This is a genomic window from Edwardsiella anguillarum ET080813 (assembly GCF_000264765.2).
Classification (GTDB): Bacteria; Pseudomonadota; Gammaproteobacteria; order Enterobacterales; family Enterobacteriaceae; genus Edwardsiella; species Edwardsiella anguillarum.
The window spans coordinates 2,205,048-2,224,815 of sequence record NZ_CP006664.1 but is presented as its reverse complement, the minus strand read 5'-3'; the positions used below and the strand labels follow the sequence as shown (position 1 = coordinate 2,224,815).

At 60.1% G+C, this 19,768-nt stretch carries 20 protein-coding genes; 13 read left to right on the top strand and 7 right to left on the bottom strand.

Annotated elements, in window-relative coordinates:
• Positions 1-19: 19 nt before the first annotated feature.
• Together ETEE_RS10005 and rlmG are read right to left on the bottom strand one after the other, a co-directional pair.
• Positions 20-1,177, bottom strand: a complete 1,158-nt coding sequence (locus tag ETEE_RS10005) for a pyridoxal phosphate-dependent aminotransferase (protein WP_034162846.1) — start codon at positions 1,175-1,177, stop codon at positions 20-22.
• Between the two features lie 182 nt (positions 1,178-1,359).
• On the bottom strand, positions 1,360-2,505 hold the full coding sequence (gene rlmG / locus ETEE_RS10000; RefSeq protein ID WP_034162847.1) for a 23S rRNA (guanine(1835)-N(2))-methyltransferase RlmG: 1,146 nt from the start codon (positions 2,503-2,505) through the stop codon (positions 1,360-1,362).
• A 77-nt stretch (positions 2,506-2,582) separates the two neighbouring features.
• Here rlmG and ETEE_RS09995 point away from each other — a divergent pair, with 77 nt between their 5' ends.
• Positions 2,583-3,086, top strand: a complete 504-nt coding sequence (locus ETEE_RS09995) for a M48 metallopeptidase family protein (RefSeq protein ID WP_034162848.1) — start codon at positions 2,583-2,585, stop codon at positions 3,084-3,086.
• 55 nt (positions 3,087-3,141) lie between these two features.
• Complete coding sequence (locus ETEE_RS09990) at positions 3,142-4,122, top strand: Gfo/Idh/MocA family protein (protein WP_034162850.1); 981 nt, start codon at positions 3,142-3,144, stop codon at positions 4,120-4,122.
• Positions 4,123-4,157: 35 nt separating this feature from the next.
• Here the strand turns inward: ETEE_RS09990 and ETEE_RS09985 are convergent, their stop codons facing one another.
• Positions 4,158-5,066, bottom strand: coding sequence for a DMT family transporter (locus ETEE_RS09985; protein WP_034162851.1), 909 nt, complete (start codon positions 5,064-5,066; stop codon positions 4,158-4,160).
• A gap of 385 nt (positions 5,067-5,451) precedes the next feature.
• Between ETEE_RS09985 and ETEE_RS09980 the strand changes: the two genes are divergently transcribed.
• Together ETEE_RS09980 and sstT are read left to right on the top strand one after the other, a co-directional pair.
• Positions 5,452-6,420 (top strand): TerC family protein, encoded by a 969-nt coding sequence (locus tag ETEE_RS09980; RefSeq protein ID WP_034162852.1) that lies wholly within the window; start codon positions 5,452-5,454, stop codon positions 6,418-6,420.
• Positions 6,421-6,771: 351 nt separating this feature from the next.
• Positions 6,772-8,013 (top strand): serine/threonine transporter SstT, encoded by a 1,242-nt coding sequence (gene sstT / locus ETEE_RS09975; protein WP_034162853.1) that lies wholly within the window; start codon positions 6,772-6,774, stop codon positions 8,011-8,013.
• Between the two features lie 113 nt (positions 8,014-8,126).
• Here the strand turns inward: sstT and ETEE_RS09970 are convergent, their stop codons facing one another.
• The 4 genes from ETEE_RS09970 to uxaC form a co-directional block, all read right to left on the bottom strand.
• A complete protein-coding gene (locus tag ETEE_RS09970) occupies positions 8,127-8,648 on the bottom strand; it encodes a YgjV family protein (protein WP_034162854.1) in 522 nt (173 codons plus the stop codon).
• Between the two features lie 61 nt (positions 8,649-8,709).
• Positions 8,710-10,200: a UxaA family hydrolase gene (locus ETEE_RS09965; RefSeq protein WP_034162855.1), complete on the bottom strand. Its 1,491-nt coding sequence runs from the start codon at positions 10,198-10,200 to the stop codon at positions 8,710-8,712.
• A gap of 18 nt (positions 10,201-10,218) precedes the next feature.
• Complete coding sequence (locus ETEE_RS09960; RefSeq protein ID WP_034162856.1) at positions 10,219-11,697, bottom strand: tagaturonate reductase; 1,479 nt, start codon at positions 11,695-11,697, stop codon at positions 10,219-10,221.
• 106 nt (positions 11,698-11,803) lie between these two features.
• On the bottom strand, positions 11,804-13,213 hold the full coding sequence (gene uxaC, locus ETEE_RS09955; protein WP_034162857.1) for a glucuronate isomerase: 1,410 nt from the start codon (positions 13,211-13,213) through the stop codon (positions 11,804-11,806).
• 513 nt (positions 13,214-13,726) lie between these two features.
• Here uxaC and ETEE_RS09950 point away from each other — a divergent pair.
• From ETEE_RS09950 to ETEE_RS09910, 9 genes are all read left to right on the top strand, one after another.
• A complete protein-coding gene (locus ETEE_RS09950; RefSeq protein ID WP_034162858.1) occupies positions 13,727-15,022 on the top strand; it encodes an MFS transporter in 1,296 nt (431 codons plus the stop codon).
• Between the two features lie 172 nt (positions 15,023-15,194).
• Positions 15,195-15,962 carry a transcriptional regulator ExuR gene (gene exuR, locus ETEE_RS09945; protein ID WP_012847307.1) on the top strand — a complete coding sequence of 256 codons (768 nt, stop codon included), beginning with the start codon at positions 15,195-15,197 and terminating at the stop codon, positions 15,960-15,962.
• A 279-nt stretch (positions 15,963-16,241) separates the two neighbouring features.
• Positions 16,242-16,631 (top strand): fluoride efflux transporter CrcB, encoded by a 390-nt coding sequence (gene crcB, locus ETEE_RS09940; RefSeq protein ID WP_034162859.1) that lies wholly within the window; start codon positions 16,242-16,244, stop codon positions 16,629-16,631.
• Between the two features lie 190 nt (positions 16,632-16,821).
• Positions 16,822-17,286, top strand: a complete 465-nt coding sequence (locus ETEE_RS09935) for a hypothetical protein (RefSeq protein ID WP_034162860.1) — start codon at positions 16,822-16,824, stop codon at positions 17,284-17,286.
• Between the two features lie 100 nt (positions 17,287-17,386).
• The gene (locus ETEE_RS09930; protein ID WP_012847303.1) at positions 17,387-18,067 is read left to right on the top strand and encodes a DedA family protein; all 681 of its coding nucleotides are present in this window, start codon (positions 17,387-17,389) and stop codon (positions 18,065-18,067) included.
• 1 nt (position 18,068) lies between these two features.
• On the top strand, positions 18,069-18,482 hold the full coding sequence (gene mzrA, locus ETEE_RS09925) for an EnvZ/OmpR regulon moderator MzrA (protein WP_071844091.1): 414 nt from the start codon (positions 18,069-18,071) through the stop codon (positions 18,480-18,482).
• Positions 18,483-18,754: 272 nt separating this feature from the next.
• A complete protein-coding gene (locus ETEE_RS09920; RefSeq protein WP_012847301.1) occupies positions 18,755-19,060 on the top strand; it encodes an ElaB/YgaM/YqjD family protein in 306 nt (101 codons plus the stop codon).
• On the top strand, positions 19,060-19,464 hold the full coding sequence (locus ETEE_RS09915; protein ID WP_034162861.1) for a phage holin family protein: 405 nt from the start codon (positions 19,060-19,062) through the stop codon (positions 19,462-19,464). Before ETEE_RS09920 ends, ETEE_RS09915 begins: the two co-directional genes overlap by 1 nt.
• Positions 19,461-19,748 carry a YqjK family protein gene (locus ETEE_RS09910; protein ID WP_034162862.1) on the top strand — a complete coding sequence of 96 codons (288 nt, stop codon included), beginning with the start codon at positions 19,461-19,463 and terminating at the stop codon, positions 19,746-19,748. Before ETEE_RS09915 ends, ETEE_RS09910 begins: the two co-directional genes overlap by 4 nt.
• Positions 19,749-19,768: the final 20 nt, after the last annotated feature.

Below are 19,768 nucleotides of genomic sequence, written 5' to 3'. Positions count from 1 at the left end.
CGCTAAGTCTCTCCAGGGCTCAGACCCATCCCTGACGGCGGAACGCGTGTAGCTGCGCGACAAACAGCTGCATCTCCTGCGGCGTCCCCAGCGTCAGACGGTTCCAGTTATTTAACGGAGGGAAGGGGCGGCCGACCAGGATATGGTGCTGCTTCATTCGCGCCTGGTAACGCGCGGCATCACCGTTAACCTGATGAAAAATAAAGTTGGCCTGCGACGGCAGATAGGCCAGCTTCAGCTCATCCAGCGCCGCGCACACGATCTGCCGCGAGAGATCCATAGTCTTGCGGCTGTGCTCCACGAAGACGCGGTCCTGCAGGGAGGCCAGCGCCGCAGCTGCGCCTGCGCTGTTGGTATTATCCAGCGACATCAACGCCTCACTCTGCGCGGCGACCGACGGCGCCGCGACCCCATAGCCCACCCGCAGCCCGGCCAGCGCGTACAGCTTAGAGAACGTGCGCGTCACCAATAGATTCTCATGCCCCGCCTGCACCAGTGTCACGGCGCTGCGAAAGGCCGGATCGCTGACAAACTCGGCATAGGCCTCATCGATGACAAAGAAGGTATCCGGCGGCGCCTGAGTGATCCACGCCGCCAGCGCATCGGCCGAGGTGAGGGTCGCCGTCGGATTGTTCGGGTTACACAGATAGACCAGCGACAGGCCATTAAACGCGCGGGTGCGCCGCTGCATCTCCGCCAGCGGGAACCCCAGCTGCGCATCCAGCGGCACCTTGACCACCTCGACCCCCAGCGGCTGCAGATACAGCTCTGCGTAGTTAAAGGTGGGATCCGGCACCACCAGCTGCACCGCCCTTCCCTGGCGCTGTGCGGCGATCGCCTGCGCCTGCAGAATGGCACGAATACACTCCGAGGAGCCATTGCCCAACGACAGGTGGGCCGGCGTCAGCGCCATCTCGCTGGCCAGCGCGGCAATCAGCGCCTCCCGCGCCGCATCGGGATAACGAAAGGCCCCGGGCAACGCGGCGGCGATCGCCTGGCGCGCCTGGGCCGACATGCCGAGGGCATTCTCGTTAAAATTCAGCGCCAGCGGATGGTCAGCATCGGGCGCGGAGGGCCCTGGGGCGACAGACTGCGCCCGGGCCAGCGCGCCCGGGCCAGAGAGCGACAGCGCGCCCAGCAGGGCGACGGAGGATTTAAGCAGGGTGCGACGATCCATGGCAAAGTCCTTTTCTTTTTCCGGCCCGACCGATGCGAAGGCAGCCCCGGATCGGTCGAGCCAGAAGACAATATTGGGATAACGGCGAAATGGGGATAACCGCGTTCAGCATAACCAAAAGTTACACTACAACCAATATCTATTCACTTTCCATGATTGTTTATTTAATTCTGACGCGATATTCAGGCCGTTTTCACCGCCTTGAGCACCACAAATTTACGGTTCATTCCCAGGGTAGCGCAGTTGCCAAACAGGCGACGCAGCTTCGGATAATAATCCAGGTGACGGTTACCGACGATATACAGCGCCCCGTTGCGCTTCAAACAGCGACGCGCGGCGACGAACATGTCCCACGCCACCTGATCGGTAATCGAATGCTGCTGATGGAACGGCGGGTTACACAGCACGGCGTCCAGCGTGCCGCCTTCGCGCCCCGCCAGCCCGTTACCGACCCAGAACTCACAGCGCGCCAAATCCTGCGGACGGTTATGCTGCACGTTCAGGTGCGCCGAAGCCACCGCCATATAGGATTCATCGGCAAACAGCACCCGCGCCTGCGGGCTGCCGCTCAGCGCCGCCAGCCCTAGCACGCCGTTGCCACAGCCCAGATCGGCCACCTCGCCCTGTAGCCCCTCCGGCAGATGCTGCAGGAAAAAGCGCGCGCCGATATCCAGGCTGCCACGGGAGAAGACACCTGCATGATTATGCATGGTGTAAGGCGTCCCCTCCAGCGACCAAACGGTCGTAGCCGGCGCCGGCGCCACCGTACGCTCGCCCACCTGACAGTAAATCAGACGGGCCTTTTTCCACGCCAGAGAGGTATGCGTCTCCCCCAGGATCGACTCAAACAGCTGTAGGGTCGAGGTATGAATATCGCGCGCCTTGGCCGCGGCGATAATGCGGGTATCCGGCGCGACCACCGCCCGCAGCGCATGCAGCTGTTGCTCCAGCAGCGCCAGCATTTTAGGCAGCTTAATCACCACCAGCGCGGGGGCCTCCGGCAGCGGGCTCAGGCTGTCTAACAGGGTAATGGCATCCTCGTCCAGCTCGTTAAGCTGCAGATTATGGCGCGTCGCCAGCTGGCTGACGTAGGAGTCGCTCACCGAGTAGGGACGCAGATCGTGCAGAGCGCAGGCCAGCGCACCAAAGGCATCGTTAAAGATGATGGTCGGGCGTCCCTGCGTCTGGCTCGGATCGATCTGCTGCAGCAGGTATTCGTCTGCGGCCTCCCAGGCCTGCAGGGAAGGATCGTCAGACTGACGGGGAAAACGCGCCAGCGTCAGGCCGGTGATAGCCGGACAACCGGCGCTGGATTCGAGTTGGCTCATCGCCCCTCCGCAAAAGTGCCCCGCCGTAGGCGGGCATAAAGTACAATAGCCCGCCATTGTACCTGAAGGAGGGCCAAATGACGCACCTGAGTTACCTTGCCGGCTATCCGGAGCCCCTGCTGGCGCAGGTTCGTACCCTGTTGGAGCACAGGCGCCTGGGCGATACGCTGCGCCGTCGCTACCCCGAACGCCATGCGATCACGACTGACCGGGCCTTATATGACTATGCACAAAGCCTGAAAAATCGCTACATGCGCAATACCCCGCCCCTCAGCCGGGTACAGTACGATAGCCGCATTCAGGTGATCCAACAGGCGCTCGGCCTACACAGCGCCATATCCCGCGTCCAGGGCAACCGACTGAAGGCCAAGGCAGAAATCCGTATCGCCAGCCTGTTCCGTCAGGGGCCGGAGGCCCTGCTGCGGATGATCGTGGTGCACGAACTGGCCCACCTGCGCGAAAAAAATCACGACAAGGCCTTCTACAGCCTGTGTTGCCATATGGAGCCCGACTATCACCAGCTGGAGTTTGATGCCCGGCTCTACCTGACCTGCCTGGATGTTGAGGGAAGCGTATATTGATCGTACAGCGAGTGTGTTAGCCTGACGGGTAATTTTTATCCTCAGGGAGACTGTCATGATCCGCCTCGCTATCATCGGAACCAACTGGATTACCCAGCGCTTTGTCGATGCCGCGCTGGCCTGCGGCCAGTATCGCCTCAGCGCCGTCTATTCACGCCGCCTGGAGCAGGCCGCCGATTTTGCCGCGCCCTACGGAGCGGTGCACTGCTTCGACAGCCTTGAGGCGCTGGCCTGCAGCCCGGAGGTCGACGCGGTCTATATCGCCAGCCCCAACGCCCTGCACTGCGCCCAGACGCTGCTGATGCTGCGCCATGGCAAGCACGTCATCTGTGAGAAACCGCTGGCCTCCACCCACGCGGAAGCCCAGCGCGCGTTCGACTGCGCCCGCGCCAACGGCGTCGTTCTGTTCGAAGCCTTTAAAACCGCCTATCTGCCCAACTTTGACGTCATCCGTAGCGCGCTGCCGCGCCTTGGGCGCCTGCGCAAGGCCTTTCTCAACTACTGCCAATACTCCTCCCGCTATCCCCGCTATCTCAACGGTGAAAACCCCAATACCTTTAACCCGGCCTTTTCCAACGGATCTATCATGGATATCGGTTTTTACTGCCTGGCCAGCGGCGTCGCGCTGTTCGGCGAGCCGCAGCGGGTGAGCGCCGGAGCGGTACTGCTGGACTCCGGCGTTGACGCCCACGGCCACGTCGCCATGCGCTATCCCGGCTTTGAGGTCGTACTGTTTCACTCCAAGGTCAGCGATTCGGCGCTGCCCAGCGAGATCCAGGGCGAGGAGGGCAGCCTGGTGATCGAGCACCTCTCCCAATGCCAACGGGTAACTCTGATCCCGCGCGGCGGCGCGGCGCAAGAGATAGGCGTCGTTCAGCGTGAAAATACCATGGAGTATGAAGCGCAGGCCTTCGCCCGCCTGATACGGGAGGGCCGGGTGGCCCACGCGGGGATCGCCCGTGCGCTCAGCACGGCCCGCCTGCTGGACGAGATACGCCGCCAAACCGGGGTGGTATTTCCCGCCGATCGCGCCTGATGCCGCGCCGGCCGCCGACGGCGGCCGGCCCAGCGCTATCGACGGGTGCTCTGCGCCTGGGGCCCCTGCCTCTTGATGCTAATCGCCGCCAGCGCCAGCGCGATCAGCACAATACCGCTCCCCTCGACCGGACCGGGGTTCTCTCCCAGCAGCCACCAGGAAAACAGCACCCCGCAGACCGGTACCGCCAGGGTGCTCAGGCTAGCGATCCCGGCCGGCAGATTTTTCAACACGAACAGCCACAGACTCCAGGCCAGCGCCGTCGCCAGAATCGCGCTGTAGGCCAACGCCCAGAACACATAGGGCTGCCAGTCCACGCTGCGCTGCGGCACCAGCCAAGCCACCACGCTCATCACCACGGCGGCATACAGCATCTGCCAGGTCGTTAGCCCCAGCAAATCAACGCCCGGATAGCGGGCGTACATCCGCTTAGCCACGATGGCGCTCGCCCCCCAGCTGATGCCGGAGAGCACCGCCAGCAGCGCACTTTGCAGCGAGGAGAGATCCAGCTTCCACGGCTGCAGCACCAGCAGCAATCCCAGGGCCGCCACCGCAATCGCGGCATACTGCAGGCGCCGCATCCGTTCGCCAAGAAACAGGGCGGCCATGATCACCACCCAAAACGGCATGGTATAGCTCAAGATCGCCACCTTGCCGGCGCCGCCGCTCATGAGCGCCCACTGGGCCAGTCCGACCATACCGCAGGTTTGCAGCAGCGCGATGGCCAGCGTATAGCCAAACGGCGTCGGCCGCATACCACGCCCGCGCAATCGCAGCACCAGCAGCAGTAGCAGCGCGCCGCAGACGCAGCGCAGTGCGGTAAAGTCGAACGCCCCGATATACTGTGTTACCTGTTTCATCGCAATCCAGCTGTAACTCCAGATCAGCGTCAGGGCGATCAGGCCCGCTATCGCCAGTGGATTGGTTTTTCTTGCAACTGCCATGACATTGCCACCCTTCTCTTATCCAACAGGCACTATAGCGGCTTCCGCCTGGCGATGCATGGGGCGCCCCCCTGATTACTTATGCCATCTCGATCTGAGAGAACAGCGGTTCATGCCTATCCGGAACAGCGCACAGGGATTGACCAATGACACATTTTGCATTATTTTCTGCGCAGCAAAGGGGAGTAACTTCTTATTTGCCGGTTAATCGTCATTACGGTGCGCAGCACCCGGTTACCGGGCAACCCCGCGGGCTCCCGCCCGTGGATGCGTTGTAAGTGAGACCTTGCCGGAAGGCGAGGTACAGGCAACGCGTGGTTAATAAATGCACGCACGGTGTACGCCCTCCGACACCCGTTATTGATTAACCTTACAGGAGACTTCCATGCTCAACTCTGTTGGCACCCCCTGGCTATGGGGGAGCTTCGCCCTGATTATCCTGATTATGCTGGCTATCGATCTACTGCTGCAGGGGCGGCGCGGTGCCCAGGCGATGACCATGCGTCAGGCCGCCGTCTGGTCGCTGGTCTGGGTCAGCCTGGCGCTGCTGTTCAACGCCGGTCTTTGGCTCTATCTGAGTGAAACCCTAGGTCGCGCGGCCGCCGATCAGCAGGCGCTGGCATTCCTCACCGGCTATTTGATCGAAAAGGCGCTGGCGGTCGATAACGTCTTTGTCTGGCTAATGCTGTTCAGCTATTTCTCCGTTCCGGCCAGCATGCAGCGCCGGGTGCTGGTCTACGGTGTACTGGGGGCAATCATCCTGCGTACCGTAATGATCTTCGCCGGTAGCTGGCTGGTGACCCAGTTCCAGTGGATCCTCTACCTGTTCGGCGCTTTCCTGCTATTTACTGGCGTTAAGATGGCCATGGCCCACGATGACGAAGGCGATCTCGGCGACCGCCCGCTGGTGCGCTGGCTGCGCCGCCACCTGCGGATGACCGACAGCATTGAAAGCGAGCACTTCTTTACTCGCCGCAGCGGTACGCTGTTCGCCACCCCACTGCTGCTGGTGCTGATCCTGGTCGAGCTGAGCGACGTGATCTTTGCCGTCGACAGCATTCCGGCGATCTTTGCCGTGACCACCGATCCGTTCCTGGTATTGACTTCCAACCTGTTCGCCATTCTGGGACTGCGTGCCATGTACTTCCTGCTGGCCGGCGTGGCCGAGCGCTTTACGCTGTTAAAGTACGGGCTAGCGGCCATTCTGACCTTCATCGGCATCAAGATGCTGATCGTCGATTTCTACCATATTCCCATCGCCTTCTCCCTGGGTATCGTCGCCGGAATCCTGGCGCTGACCCTGCTGATTAACGCCTGGGTCAACCATCGCCGCGCAGCGCACTCCCCCCGATAACTCATCTTCCCCGGTATGCTAATACCGGGGAGCTATCCCTGACAAAACGTCAGAAACCCCGCCAACCCCTATAGAATAATTCTTATATATAGGTAATTTTTTAGTGAATTATTCTAATGTCACTAATTGCCATGTGAGCAAGGTTGGCTTTTTTCCCTGCATTTCGCCGCCATAGTTAATAAATATAATAAAAAGTAGAATTTGAGTTAAATTTACGGTGCGGCGACAGAATTTTATAAATTCAGCGTTCCCTATTGGGTCGATTTCCCTATACTGGGGTGGCAAACACATTTAGTTACAGATTGCATCCGTGACATGCAATCCAAAAATATAACAAGTGGGTAATCGATTATGGAAAGACAATCTGGATTCGTGCGTTTCATTACGCGCGGTAGCCTGGTCGGACAGATCCTGGTAGGGCTGGTACTGGGGATCGCGCTGGCTTCGTTCTCCCAATCCGGCGCCATCGCCGCCGGGCTGCTGGGTACGCTGTTCGTCAGCGCCCTGAAAGCCGTCGCGCCGGTGCTGGTCTTCATTCTGGTGGCGGCCTCCATCGCCAACCACCGTCAGGGACAGAAAACCAACATGCGGCCTATCGTGCTGCTGTATTTGCTTGGCACATTCGCCGCCGCACTGGTAGCCGTGGTGGTCAGCTTCGCCTTCCCGTCGCAGCTGGCGCTCGTCAGCCACACCAACGATATCACCCCGCCGGGCGGGATCGTCGAGGTGCTGCAGTCCCTGCTGATGAACGTCGTGGATAACCCATTCCGCGCCCTGGCCAACGGCAACTTCATCGGTATCCTGGCCTGGGCCATCGGTCTGGGCGTCGCCCTACGCCATGCCTCAGACACCACCAAACGCGTGGTGGGCGACCTCTCCTACGGCGTCACCTTTATCGTTCGCGTGGTGATCCGCTTTGCCCCGCTGGGTATCTTCGGACTGGTCTCCTCGACGCTGGCTGAAACCGGGTTTGACGCCCTGTGGGGCTACGCCCACCTGCTGATGGTGCTGATCGGCGCCATGCTGCTGGTCGCCCTGGTCCTCAACCCCCTCATCGTGTTTTGGAAAATCCGACGGAATCCCTATCCGCTGGTCTTCACCTGCCTGCGTGAAAGCGGTCTGACGGCGTTCTTTACCCGTAGCTCGGCCGCCAACATCCCGGTCAACATGGAGCTGTGCAAGAAGCTGAGGCTCAATGAGGATACCTATGCGGTCTCCATTCCGTTGGGCGCCACCATCAATATGGCCGGCGCGGCCATCACCATCACCGTCCTGACGCTGGCGGCGGCGCATACGCTGGAGATCAGCGTCGATCTGCCGACGGCGCTGCTGCTCAGCCTGGTGGCGGCGGTCTGCGCCTGCGGCGCCTCCGGGGTTGCCGGCGGCTCCCTGCTGCTGATCCCGCTGGCCTGCAGCCTGTTTGGCATCAGTAGCGATATCGCCATGCAGGTCGTCGCGGTCGGCTTTATTATCGGCGTACTGCAGGACTCCTGCGAAACCGCGCTCAACTCCTCGACGGACGTCCTGTTCACCGCGGCCGCCTGCATGGCGGCAGAGGAGAGCACCGGCGATAGCGCCGCAGAGCTGGGATAACCTCACCCCATGGCATAGCATAACGGGCGCCGCGGCGCCCGTTTCTTCACCGCCTGAAAGCCGCGGCAAGCCCGTGGGATCTCGAGTTTAGCCCGAAGACGTTTCACTGACGGCTACGAGCGGAAGGGATCGATGCCGCGCCGCTGCATGCGGTAAAAGCGGACGATGTTGTAGCCATTGATCAGCAGGAAACTGCCCTCGATCAGCGAGCCCCCCAGCGAGCCCAGCCACAGATTGTGGATCACCCAGCAGGCGGTGGAGCACCACATGACACAGCGGGTGGTCAGGCCGCGGCAGCGGAACAGCGCCCAGGTGCTAGCAATCGTCCCCACGATAGGCAGAACTTCAACCGGGTGCTTCAGCTCCCAGCCGCCCAGCCCGAGGGTCAGCGCAATAAATAGCGCCATAATCCAGACATTGCGTGTGCGCGTCGCCACCACCGAACGGATCGCGTTCAGCTCGGCGCTCATCCCGGCGGCGCTGGCGCCCATCAGAAAAAAATGGGCACCGATGATCGCGCTGTACAGCGCCAGCTGCAGACGGAAACGACGCTCATCGCGGTTGAAGAACGTCGTAATCCCGACCAGAAAGGCGACGACGCCTACCCCCTGGGCAAACAGAAGCTCACCGTTCATAGCGTTAATCCCTTAAGGGGCGGGAGCCCGCCCCGCAGCGCCTCCCGCGATCCGACGGCGGTTACAGCGTTACGCCGCTTTTAAAGATGGCCAGCTCACGAAAGTCATTCTTCTCGTTACAGGTCTGTCTGCCGTCGGCGATCGCCACAATCAGATCGATAAACTCGCTCAGCAGCAGCTCCATCGGCTTGCCCTGCAGCAGCTGACCGGCGTCAAAATCTATCCAGTGCGGTTTCTTCGCCGCCAGCGGCGTATTGGTCGCCAGCTTCACCGTCGGCACAAAGCCGCCGTAGGGCGTACCGCGGCCGGTACTAAACAGCACCATATGACACCCGGCAGCGGCCAACGCACTGGTGGCGACCGCATCGTTTCCCGGCGCGCTGAGCAGGTTCAGCCCCGGCATACGCAGGCGCTCACCGTAGCGCAGTACATCCATCACCTGGCTCTGCCCAGCCTTTTGCGTACAGCCGAGGGATTTCTCCTCCAGGGTCGTGATGCCGCCGGCCTTGTTGCCCGGCGAGGGATTCTCATAGATCGGCTGCTGATGGTCGATGAAGTAGCGTTTGAAATCGTTGACCATCGCTACCGTCTTTTCAAAGGTTTCCCCATCGCGGCAGCGACTCATCAAGATCCGCTCCGCGCCGAACATCTCCGGGACCTCGGTCAGTACGCTGGTACCGCCGTGGGCTATCACATAGTCGGAAAAGCGCCCCAGCAACGGATTGGCGCTGATGCCGGAGAAGCCGTCCGAGCCGCCGCACTCCAGACCGAACCTCAGCTCGCTGAGGCGACCCGGCTCCCGCCGATCGCCGCGCATGACGCCATACAGCTCATGCAGCGCCTCAGTCCCGGCATCAACCTCATCATCCTGCTGCTGGCATACCAGAAAACGCACCCGCGCCGGATCATAGTCGCCCAGCGTCTCACGAAACGCCGCGATCTGGTTATTCTCACAGCCGAGCCCGACCACCAGAACGCCGCCGGCGTTCGGGTGGCGCACCATATTCTGCAGCAGGGTGCGGGTATTCTGGTGATCATCGCCCAGCTGTGAACAACCGAACGGATGGGTAAACAGATGGACGCCATCGATCTCCGGCGCCCCGTCACTTTCGCGCAGAAAGCGCTGCAGCATCTGGCGAGCCATGCCATTGACGCAGCCGACGGTCGGCAGGATCCACAGCTCATTGCGGATGGCCACCTCGCCGCTGGCGCGCCGATACAGGGATATCGCGCGATCCGCCGGCTGCACCGTCGGCGCGGCGAAGTCCGGCTGATACTGGTAACTGTCCAGATCGCTGAGGTTGGTACGCAGGTTATGGGCATGCACGTGATCGCCGGCGGCGATGGCCGTAAGCGCATGGCCGATCGGCAGACCATACTTAATCACCATCGCCTGCGGCGCCAGGCGGCACAGCGCGACCTTGTGCCCGCGCGGCACCGCGTCGCGCAGCGTCAGCGCCCCGTCGTCCAGCGCTATCGTCTCTCCGGACGCGAGATCGCGCAGGGCGACCGCCACGTTATCCTGAGGGTGAATCTTAATGATGCTTTGCATATGACTCGGTCCGCTCCGTTAACAAGATGATGCCAGCAGCGCGCTCAGCGCGGCGCGCATTCCCTGCTGTTCAATCGCCAGCAGCGCGCCACTCACCTGCTGCGTCAGCCCGGGGATACGGTTGAGATCCTCGCCCCAGTGCGCCGACTGCGCCAACACCGCGCTGACCAGCTGCTCCAGCGTCTGCTCCCCTGCGCGCACCGCCTGCCAGCCGGCGGCGTAAAAATCCAGCCAATGGGCATCATCCTGCAGCGGATAGCGCAAGCCGTCGCGCTCGCCGCGGTAAAAGGCGATCAGCGCCGCCAGCGCAAAGCTCAGGCGTACCGGCACCGCATTCCGGCAGGCGCGGTAAGAGAGCAGCTGCGGCAGGATCCGGGTTCGGAATTTGGTCATCCCATTCAGCGCTATCGACAGCAGCTGGTGCTGAATATAGGGATTACGAAAGCGTGCAATCACCGCCGCGGAAAAGGCGTTCAGCTCCTCGGCGGGCAGATCCAGCTGCGGGACGATCTCCTGAGCGATCGTCTGCGTCACAAACGCGGCCACCAGGGCATCGTCCATGCTCTGACCCACGGTATCCAGGCCGGCCAGGTAGGCCACCGGAACCAGCGCCGTATGCGCACCGTTCAAAATCGCCACCTTACGCTCTTTATAAGGACGAATATCCTCTACGATACGGATATTCAACGGCCCCTGCGCGGCGGCATAGGCATCCAGGCACAGCGCCTGCGCCAGCCACTGCGGCCCCTGAATAACAAACAGATAGAAGTATTCTGCGGTATCCAGGAAGCTATCCTGGTAGCCGAGTTCATCGCACAGTGACGAGGCCTCATCGCGCGGATATCCGGTGACAATGCGGTCAACCAGGGTTGAGCAAAACGTATTGTGCTCGTTCAACCAGACGGTGAACGCCGGCGGCAGATCCCACTGCTCGGCGTAGCGCAGCACCAGCTCGTGTAAGGCCCCACCGTTATAATCGATCAGTTCACAGGGCAGCAGCACCCAGCCTCTATCCGCGGCGCCGTCGAAGTGGCAAAAGCGCTCATACAGCAGACGCGTCAGCTTGGCCGGGAAGCTGGAAGGCGGCGTATCGCCCAGGCGATCCTGCGGCGCATAGCTGATGCCCGCCTCCGTGGTATTGGAGAAGACAAAGCGAATATTCGGATCGCGTGCCAGCGCCAGAAATGCATCAAACTCGCGATAGACGTTCAATTCTCGGTTAACGCTGCGGATCACCCGGCTGACCGATACCGCCTCGCCCCGTCCATTCAAGCCGCGCACGATGGTGGTATACAGGCCGTCCTGACGGTTCAGCGACGGCGGGAAATCACCGTCGATCGGGCGGACCACCACGATCCCCGCATCCAGATCGGTATGTTCATTTAACAGATCCAGCTGCCAGTCGACGAAGGCGCGCAGGAAGTTGCCCTCGCCAAACTGGATCACTTTATCCGGGTGCTGGCGGCCAGGAAAGTCACGACGGTTTAGGGTTTGCATCAGGAGCCACCTCAATAGCGGGCCCTCCGCCCTGCGGCGGCCCGTAACAGTCAAATTTGGATTCAGCGGCAGCGGGCGGCGAACGCCGGCTGCCGTAGGTCAGCGATTACAGCTCAATGGCAAAGTAGTTTTTCGCATTGTCGAAGCAGATGTTTTTCACCATGCTACCCAACAGGGCGATATCGGCTGGCGCCTCACCCTGCGCGACCCAGCGGCCGATCATCTGGCACAGGATGCGGCGGAAATACTCATGGCGGGTATAGGAGAGGAAGCTGCGGCTATCGGTAAGCATTCCCACAAAGCGGCTCAGCAGCCCCAGCTGCGCCAACTGCGTCATCTGGCGCTGCATACCGTCCTTCTGATCGTTAAACCACCAGCCCGAGCCAAACTGCATCTTGCCAGGCATCCCCTCGCCCTGGAAATTGCCGATCATGGTTCCCAGCACTTCGTTATCGCGCGGGTTCAGACAGTACAGAATCGTTTTTGCCAGTCCGCCGTTACGGCTCTGGGCATCCAGCAGGCGCGACAGCGGCTGCGCGACCGGCGCATCGTTAATCGAATCAAAGCCGATATCCGGCCCCAGACGCTCAAACATCGGCGTATTGTTGTTGCGCAGCGCGCCGATATGGTACTGCTGCACCCAGCCGCGCTTCTGATATTCGCCGCCCAAGAACAGCAGCACAGCCGTCTTGAACTGTGCAACCTCGGTCTCGCTCGGCGTACCACCGCACAGGCGGCGGGCCAGGATCCCATCCAGGGTCGCATCATCCGCCTCGCCGTAGACCACCACATCCAGCGCGTGGTCAGAGACCTTACAACCGTGGGCGGCAAAGTAATCCATGCGCACCTTCAACGCCTGACACAGATCGGCAAAGCGGGTGATATCGACGTCGGCCACGGCGCCCAGCTGCGCAATATAGTCAGAGAACAGCGCGGCATCGATGTTAAACGCTTTATCCGGGCGCCAGCTCGGCAGCACTTTAGTGGTAAAGCTACTGTCGGCGGCGATCGTCCGGTGATGACGCAGATCGTCGATCGGATCGTCGGTGGTGCCCACCATCTTCACATTCATCTGGCCCATAATGCCGCGCGCCGTAAAGCTATCCTCCGCCAGCATTCGGTTGCAGCGGGCCCAAATATCCTCGGCCGTCGCGGCAGACAGCAGCGTATCGGTGATGCCGAAGGGGCGGCGCAGCTCCAGATGGGTCCAGTGGTATAGCGGATTACCGATGGTATGCGGCACCGTCTCGGCCCAAGCCTGAAACTTCTCGCGATCGCTGGCCTCGCCGGTGCAAAAACGCTCCGCGACCCCGTTGGTACGCATCGCGCGCCACTTGTAGTGGTCCCCCTTCAGCCAGATGTCATACAGGTTTTTGAAACGATGGTTTTCGGCGATCTGCTCCGGCGGAAGGTGGCAGTGATAATCGAAAATAGGCTGTTCTGCCGCGTAATCGTGGTACAAACGGCGGGAAAATTCGGTATCAAGCAAAAAATCTTCGGTCAAAAATGGAGACATAATCGGGGTTCCTCAGATGCGGTTGATGCACTCGCACGGGGTGCGCTAGCGGAAGTTATCACACCAATTTTAAAGTTAGTCCAGAACTTTATCCAGGATTGCGGACTGCATGACAAAAAACGTCACATCACGGTGCTAAAAGCGCCATCCAGCTCACTTTCACTACCGTTGTTCCTCCCAATTATTATTCAGCAATCCAATTATGGTTTTTGTGATAGCTCTCAACCTTTGAATCTGTATGACAAGTTATCTTAGCCGTCGCACTAACTCGGCTGTAGGTCAACCAATTTAGCCCATTGTGGTTTGGCCAATCATCCACCGGCATACCGTCGAGGAGATCTCCGCACGCCCCCCGGCCACTGTCAGGGCCACGGGAGCGCTCGGTATACGCCAACCATGTCTTTCCAGCAGGAAAGTGAACGATCGCACCGCCGATGCGGATATGGGTCTCGGCCGCCCCGTATCCGTCATGCGTGCACTATCGGTAATACATTAAACGGGGAGAGAGTTTAAATGCGTAAAATTAAAGGATTACGCTGGTACATGATCGGCTTAGTCACCATTGGTACGGTGCTAGGCTATCTGACGCGCAACGCCATTGCCGTGGCCGCGCCCGCGCTGGAAGACACCCTGCATATCACAACCCAACAGTACTCCTATATCATCGCGACCTATTCTGCCTGCTATACCATCATGCAACCCGTGGCCGGGTATGTGCTGGATCTATTGGGTACCAAAGTCGGCTATGCGGTCTTTGCTGTACTCTGGGCGCTGTTCTGCATGGGAACGGCGCTGGCCAACAGCTGGGGTGGGCTGGCCATCGCCCGCGGCGCGGTAGGGATGGCCGAGGCCGCCATGATCCCGGCGGGTCTGAAAGCCTCGTCAGAGTGGTTCCCGGCCAAAGAGCGCTCGATAGCCGTCGGTTATTTCAACGTCGGCTCCTCTATCGGCGGTATGATTGCACCACCGCTGGTGGTCTGGGCCATCATGATCCACAGCTGGGAAATGGCCTTTATCATTACCGGTAGCCTGAGCCTGCTGTGGGCGATCGGCTGGCTTATCTTCTACAAGCAGCCCAAGGATCAAAAGCGCCTGAGCGACCAAGAGCGCCAGTACATTCTGAGCGGCCAAGAGGCTCAGCATAAGGGCGATAACGCCACCCGCATGTCAGCCTGGCAGATTCTGCGCAACCGCCAGTTTTGGGGCATCGCCCTGCCCCGCTTCCTGGCAGAGCCGGCCTGGGGCACCTTTAACGCCTGGATCCCGCTATTTATGTTTAAGGCCTACGGTTTCAATCTGAAAGAGATCGCCATGTTCGCCTGGATGCCGATGCTGTTCGCCGATCTGGGCTGCGTCATCGGCGGCTACCTACCGCCGCTGTTTCAGAAGTATTTCAACGTCAACCTGATCGTCTCCCGTAAGCTGGTCGTCACCATGGGTGCCGTACTGATGATTGGCCCCGGCATGATCGGTCTATTCAGCAGCCCGTATATCGCGATCGCCCTTCTGTGTGTCGGAGGATTTGCCCATCAGGCGCTCTCCGGCTCGCTGATCACGCTCTCCTCCGATGTCTTTGGCCGCAATGAGGTCGCCACGGCCAACGGCCTGACCGGCATGGCGGCCTGGACCGCCAGTACCCTGTTTGCCCTGGTGGTCGGTGCGTTGGCCGATACCCTGGGCTTCAGCCCGCTGTTCGCTGCCCTGGCCGTCTTTGATCTGCTGGGCGCCCTGATCATCTGGACCGTACTGCAAAACCGTACCGCCAACGATCTGCAGCCGATCCCCCGTCCGGCTAACTCAAACGCCTAACCTATCGATATCACAGGATCCGCCCGCGGGCGGATCCTTCTCCCCACGGGTTTTGTCCACGAAGGCTCACACTCTGTATCCTTGCCGCTGGTGGCTGCACGATGAAAGTGGTATAACAACTCGCACTGTGGCAGCGAGCCACCCGCGTTACCAACCCTAGCCGAGCACGAATATGGAATGCACGAGACTCTACCAACAGCTTGCCGCCGAACTGAAACAGCGCGTTGAAGGCGGCGTTTATCCCGTCGGCGATAAGCTGCCCGCCGAGCGTTTTATCGCCGAAGAGATGGACGTCAGCCGTACCGTCGTGCGGGAGGCCATCATCATGCTGGAGGTCGAAGGCTACGTTGAGGTGCGTAAAGGCTCCGGCATTCATGTCATCAATAATCAACCCAAATCGCTGATCCAGCCGGACAACGCCATTGAGTTCGCCAGCGCCGGGCCGTTCGAACTGCTGCAGGCGCGCCAGCTTATTGAAAGCAATATCGCCGAATTTGCCGCCACCCAGGTCACCAAACAGGATATTGTCGCGCTGATGGAGATTCAGGAGCGGGCGCGCCAGGAGGATCGATTCCGCGATTCGGAGTGGGATCTCAAGTTCCACGTTCAGGTGGCGCTGGCGACCCAGAACAGCGCCATGGCCACCATCGTAGAAAAGATGTGGAGCCAGCGTACCCATAATCCCTACTGGTTAAAGCTGCACGAGCATATCGATGACAAATCGATCGAAAGCTGGTGCGAGGATCACGATAAAATTCTCAAAGCGCTGATCCGTAAAGATCCCTATGGCGCCAAGATCGCCATGTGGCAACACTTGGAGAACACCAAGCAGATGCTGTTCCACGCCACCACAGACGACTTTGAGTTCAACGTCGATCGCTACCTATTTGCCGAGAACCCCGTCGTGCATCTTGACGCGGTAGCCAACGGCGGTAAGTAATTCCCATTGTATCTGAGATAAATAGGCTCCTATAATATCCACCGGTGATGGTGTTCCACCTTTAATTCGAAAAATGAATTAAAAACCGCCGGGGATAGCCGGCAGCGCGAGCCGATAGGGGTCGCACTGCCGTCGTAGCGAGCGACCTCGCCTAATCCTGTGCTGATGACGCCTGGCAAAAGGTGTGTTTCCCATTAATGGGCGGCATGCGTTTGCCCGGCGAGATCGTTTTCCGTGGCCTGCGCATTCCCCCAGCTTAGATTTGTAAAGGAGTCTGCCATGAATTATGGTCTCACGCTGCTGGTCGTCGCCTGCGGCGGCGCTCTCGGAGCCATTAGCCGTTTTCAAATCACCAATTGGTTCGGTTCGTGGTTTGGTAGCGGTTTCCCCTACGCCACGCTCACGGTCAACATCATTGGCTGCTTCATCATGGGTGCGCTGGTCTCGATGCTGGAGAGCGGTACCCTGATCGCGCCACACTGGCGCCCACTGATCGGCGTTGGCTTTCTCGGCGCGCTGACCACCTTTTCCACCTTCTCTTTCGATACGTTCGCCCTGTTTAGCGAAGGTTTTTTGGTGAAGGCGATGCTGAACGTCGTACTTAACCTGATCCTGTGTATGGCGGCCGTGAGCGCAGGTTACTATCTGTTACTGTCCCGCAGCGCCTGACGCGCTGGCAGCGGATAATCCCCGCCATATCAGTCCATTCCGGCGAATTTGTAGGACAAAACCGCCGGATAAAAAACATCGGATTTCACCTGATTTGGCCAGGAAATCCCCATTTTGTGCTGTCTCCAGGTGGGCGATTTTGCTAAAGTGAGCGCCTGTTTTTCTGTCTGTATCCGGAAACGACAAAATATTGAAGCGTGTAACCTCTGCCTCTCTGCTGCTGTTACTGTGTTGCTGGGCCGCCACGGCCATCGGCAAAATAGGGACATGGCATTCCCAGGCCGTCACCACGCTTCCGCTGAGCCAGTTTCCCTGCAATACGGCCGTCTTCAGCGAAAACTACCGCGATCCGGCGGGAAGCCACTGCCTGAGCCGAATACCGCACAATCGTAAGATCACCGCGCTGATCCGACTGCATATCTGCGGCGGCAGCGAGGTGGTGCGCAACGGCCTTATCCCACCGGATGTCCCGCCGCCGGAGACCCGCCAGCCCTATCGCCCCCAGGCGCCAGGCAACAACGGCCACTATGCGCGCCTATCACGCATTCTGCTGCGAACCCTACAGCTACCGCCCCACCAAAATCGGCTGGGGGGCTGGAAGGAGAGTAATATCCTTTACCGCGGGCAGGTCACCTATCACCCAACGCTCGCCTAACTTAACAGTGTTGTATCAGGTGATACGTTAGCGGATCGCCCGGCGCTATCACAGCGCCAGACCGGCAAACGTTCTCCGAGGTTTCTGCTAGGAATTCGCGATGGATATTATTAGAGAATTAATCACTGCCCTGTGGCATCAGGACTATGAAACGCTGGCGAACCCTTCGCTGGTCTGGACGATTTACGGCATTCTGTTCGTGATCCTCTTCCTGGAAAATGGCCTGTTGCCGGCGGCCTTCCTGCCCGGGGACAGTCTGCTTATTTTGGTCGGGGTGCTGATCGCCCGCGATACCATGGATTTTCCGCTGACGCTGCTGGTGCTGACCTCTGCCGCTAGCCTCGGCTGCTGGGTGGGTTACCTGCAGGGGCGCTGGCTGGGCAATACCCACTTAGTTCAGAAATGGCTTTCACATCTGCCCGCCCACTACCATCAGCGAGCCCACCAGCTGTTCCATCGTCATGGTCTGGCCGCGCTGTTGATTGGGCGCTTTCTCGCCTTCGTCCGCACCCTTCTGCCGCTGATTGCCGGCCTCTCCGGGCTGAACGGTCCGCGCTTCCAGTTCTTCAACTGGATAAGCGGCCTGCTGTGGGTGTTGATCTTGAGCTCCCTGGGCTATGTGCTCGGCAAAACGCCGCTGTTCCTGCGCTATGAGGATCAGCTGATGAACCTGCTGATGCTGCTGCCGCTGGTGCTGCTGGTCTTTGGCCTGTGCGGTTCTCTGCTGGTGCTGTGGCGAAAAAAGCACGCCCATGCTACCGGTAAAAGCCCGAGGAAATGACGTGAACCAGGCAAACTCACAGCCATTTACCCGCCGGCCGGGCTGGAAACGCATGTTAGGCCTGCTGCTGTTCATCGTCGCCGCTCTCACGGCGGTGATCTTACCGCAGCTGGGCCATAAAGAGGTCTCCCTACAGATCCGGGCAACCCACAGCGGCCTGGCCACGCCCGACGGCTTTTTTGTCTATCAAAAGCTGGACGAGAACGGCGTCAGTATCACCAGCATCACGCCGGACAGAGAGGGACTGGTGGTACGTCTGGCACGCCCCGAACAGCAGGCGCTGGCGTTGCAGGTGCTGCAGCGTGAGCTGCCGCCCGGCTATAGCATCGCCGATAAAATCCTGCATCGTTCGCTGTTTCATAAGAGCGAGCGCCCCGCCGCCGCCCTTTCTTACAGCGCGGGCCGCAACAGCTAACCCTCGGCGGGAAGAGACTTTCCCGCGCCTTTCATCCCGCTTGGGCTAAAAGTGAGATTATTTCCGCCCATAGGGTGCCCAGGAACAACTATGATAGAGGATGGAGGGGCGATCTCTGCCTGGCAGAATCCCTGCGGCGCGACGCTGACCGTCTGCAATATGTTACGACAAAGCTAAGTTATTACAGAATGTTATGTAGCTATACCCTTTGCACTCTCTGTAAAAGCTCGCTATGTTGAAGGTCCTAATCAGTAACGTGAAGGAGCGTAAGAATGACTAACGATTCCACCGCTGAACATCTGCGTGCCGAGCTGAAATCCCTGGCTGACGCGCTGGAAGATGTCCTCAACTCATCCACAGATAAGCCCAAGGCCGAACTGGAAAAACTGCGCGCCCGCGCCCATGATGCGCTGCACAACAGCCGTGAGCGCCTGAGTCAGGCCGGTGAAAACGTGGCGACCCAGACACGAGAAATGGCCGGGCGAGCCGATGACTATGTCCGGGATAACCCCTGGACCGGCGTTGGCATCGGCGCCGCCGTCGGCGTAGTGCTTGGCGTGCTGCTGGCCCGTCGCTAATGGCAGGCGACACCTCCCCCGCCCAGGATTCCGCCACCGGGATCCTGGGTACAGCTCGGCGCATCGTCACCCTGCTGGTCGGTATGACGGAAACCCGTTTACGTCTGGCGGTTGTCGAGCTGGAAGAGGAGAAAGCCAACCTCATTCAGCTGCTGCTGATGGCTGGCGTCACGCTCTTGTTCACCGCCTTCGGTTTGATGTGCCTGCTGGTACTGCTGTTTTGGGCCGTCGAGCCAGCCTATCGCCTGATGGCCTTGGGGATAGCCACCGCTCTGCTGCTGCTGCTGGCCTGCGTCGGTGCGATCTGGACGCTGACAAAAGCGCGCCGTTCCACTTTTTTGCTAGCCACCCGCAAACAGCTTGAGATCGATCGCCAGCTGCTGGAGCGCCGGGAGAAGTCATGAACCGTCAACGTCAGGCCCTGGCCGCTGAAAAGGCGCGACTGCTGCAAAAAATCGCGCAGCAACGCGTGGATCTGCATACCGAGTCGCTGCGCGCCGAGCGGCTGTGCATCAACGTGGACCGCACCCTGACCACGCTGTGGCGCCTGCGTCGCGCCCTGTCGCTGGCCGCTGGCCTGGCCGCCGTTTACGCAGCCCGTCATCCCTCCCGTCTGCTCAGCGGTATAAAACGGGCCGTGGGCCTGTGGAGCACCCTGCGTTTGGCACGCCGTACGTTCTACCCATGATCGCCGCCGGCATCTTCGCG

What these genes read in the sequence shown, in the direction of transcription:
- ETEE_RS10005 (WP_034162846.1), bottom strand. Translation starts at nt 1,177, where the DNA reads ATGGATCGTCGCACCCTGCTTAAATCCTCCGTCGCCCTGCTGGGCGCG.
- rlmG (WP_034162847.1), bottom strand. Translation starts at nt 2,505, where the DNA reads ATGAGCCAACTCGAATCCAGCGCCGGTTGTCCGGCTATCACCGGCCTG.
- ETEE_RS09995 (WP_034162848.1), top strand. Translation starts at nt 2,583, where the DNA reads ATGACGCACCTGAGTTACCTTGCCGGCTATCCGGAGCCCCTGCTGGCG.
- ETEE_RS09990 (WP_034162850.1), top strand. Translation starts at nt 3,142, where the DNA reads ATGATCCGCCTCGCTATCATCGGAACCAACTGGATTACCCAGCGCTTT.
- ETEE_RS09985 (WP_034162851.1), bottom strand. Translation starts at nt 5,066, where the DNA reads ATGGCAGTTGCAAGAAAAACCAATCCACTGGCGATAGCGGGCCTGATC.
- ETEE_RS09980 (WP_034162852.1), top strand. Translation starts at nt 5,452, where the DNA reads ATGCTCAACTCTGTTGGCACCCCCTGGCTATGGGGGAGCTTCGCCCTG.
- sstT (WP_034162853.1), top strand. Translation starts at nt 6,772, where the DNA reads ATGGAAAGACAATCTGGATTCGTGCGTTTCATTACGCGCGGTAGCCTG.
- ETEE_RS09970 (WP_034162854.1), bottom strand. Translation starts at nt 8,648, where the DNA reads ATGAACGGTGAGCTTCTGTTTGCCCAGGGGGTAGGCGTCGTCGCCTTT.
- ETEE_RS09965 (WP_034162855.1), bottom strand. Translation starts at nt 10,200, where the DNA reads ATGCAAAGCATCATTAAGATTCACCCTCAGGATAACGTGGCGGTCGCC.
- ETEE_RS09960 (WP_034162856.1), bottom strand. Translation starts at nt 11,697, where the DNA reads ATGCAAACCCTAAACCGTCGTGACTTTCCTGGCCGCCAGCACCCGGAT.
- uxaC (WP_034162857.1), bottom strand. Translation starts at nt 13,213, where the DNA reads ATGTCTCCATTTTTGACCGAAGATTTTTTGCTTGATACCGAATTTTCC.
- ETEE_RS09950 (WP_034162858.1), top strand. Translation starts at nt 13,727, where the DNA reads ATGCGTAAAATTAAAGGATTACGCTGGTACATGATCGGCTTAGTCACC.
- exuR (WP_012847307.1), top strand. Translation starts at nt 15,195, where the DNA reads ATGGAATGCACGAGACTCTACCAACAGCTTGCCGCCGAACTGAAACAG.
- crcB (WP_034162859.1), top strand. Translation starts at nt 16,242, where the DNA reads ATGAATTATGGTCTCACGCTGCTGGTCGTCGCCTGCGGCGGCGCTCTC.
- ETEE_RS09930 (WP_012847303.1), top strand. Translation starts at nt 17,387, where the DNA reads ATGGATATTATTAGAGAATTAATCACTGCCCTGTGGCATCAGGACTAT.
- ETEE_RS09920 (WP_012847301.1), top strand. Translation starts at nt 18,755, where the DNA reads ATGACTAACGATTCCACCGCTGAACATCTGCGTGCCGAGCTGAAATCC.
- ETEE_RS09915 (WP_034162861.1), top strand. Translation starts at nt 19,060, where the DNA reads ATGGCAGGCGACACCTCCCCCGCCCAGGATTCCGCCACCGGGATCCTG.
- ETEE_RS09910 (WP_034162862.1), top strand. Translation starts at nt 19,461, where the DNA reads ATGAACCGTCAACGTCAGGCCCTGGCCGCTGAAAAGGCGCGACTGCTG.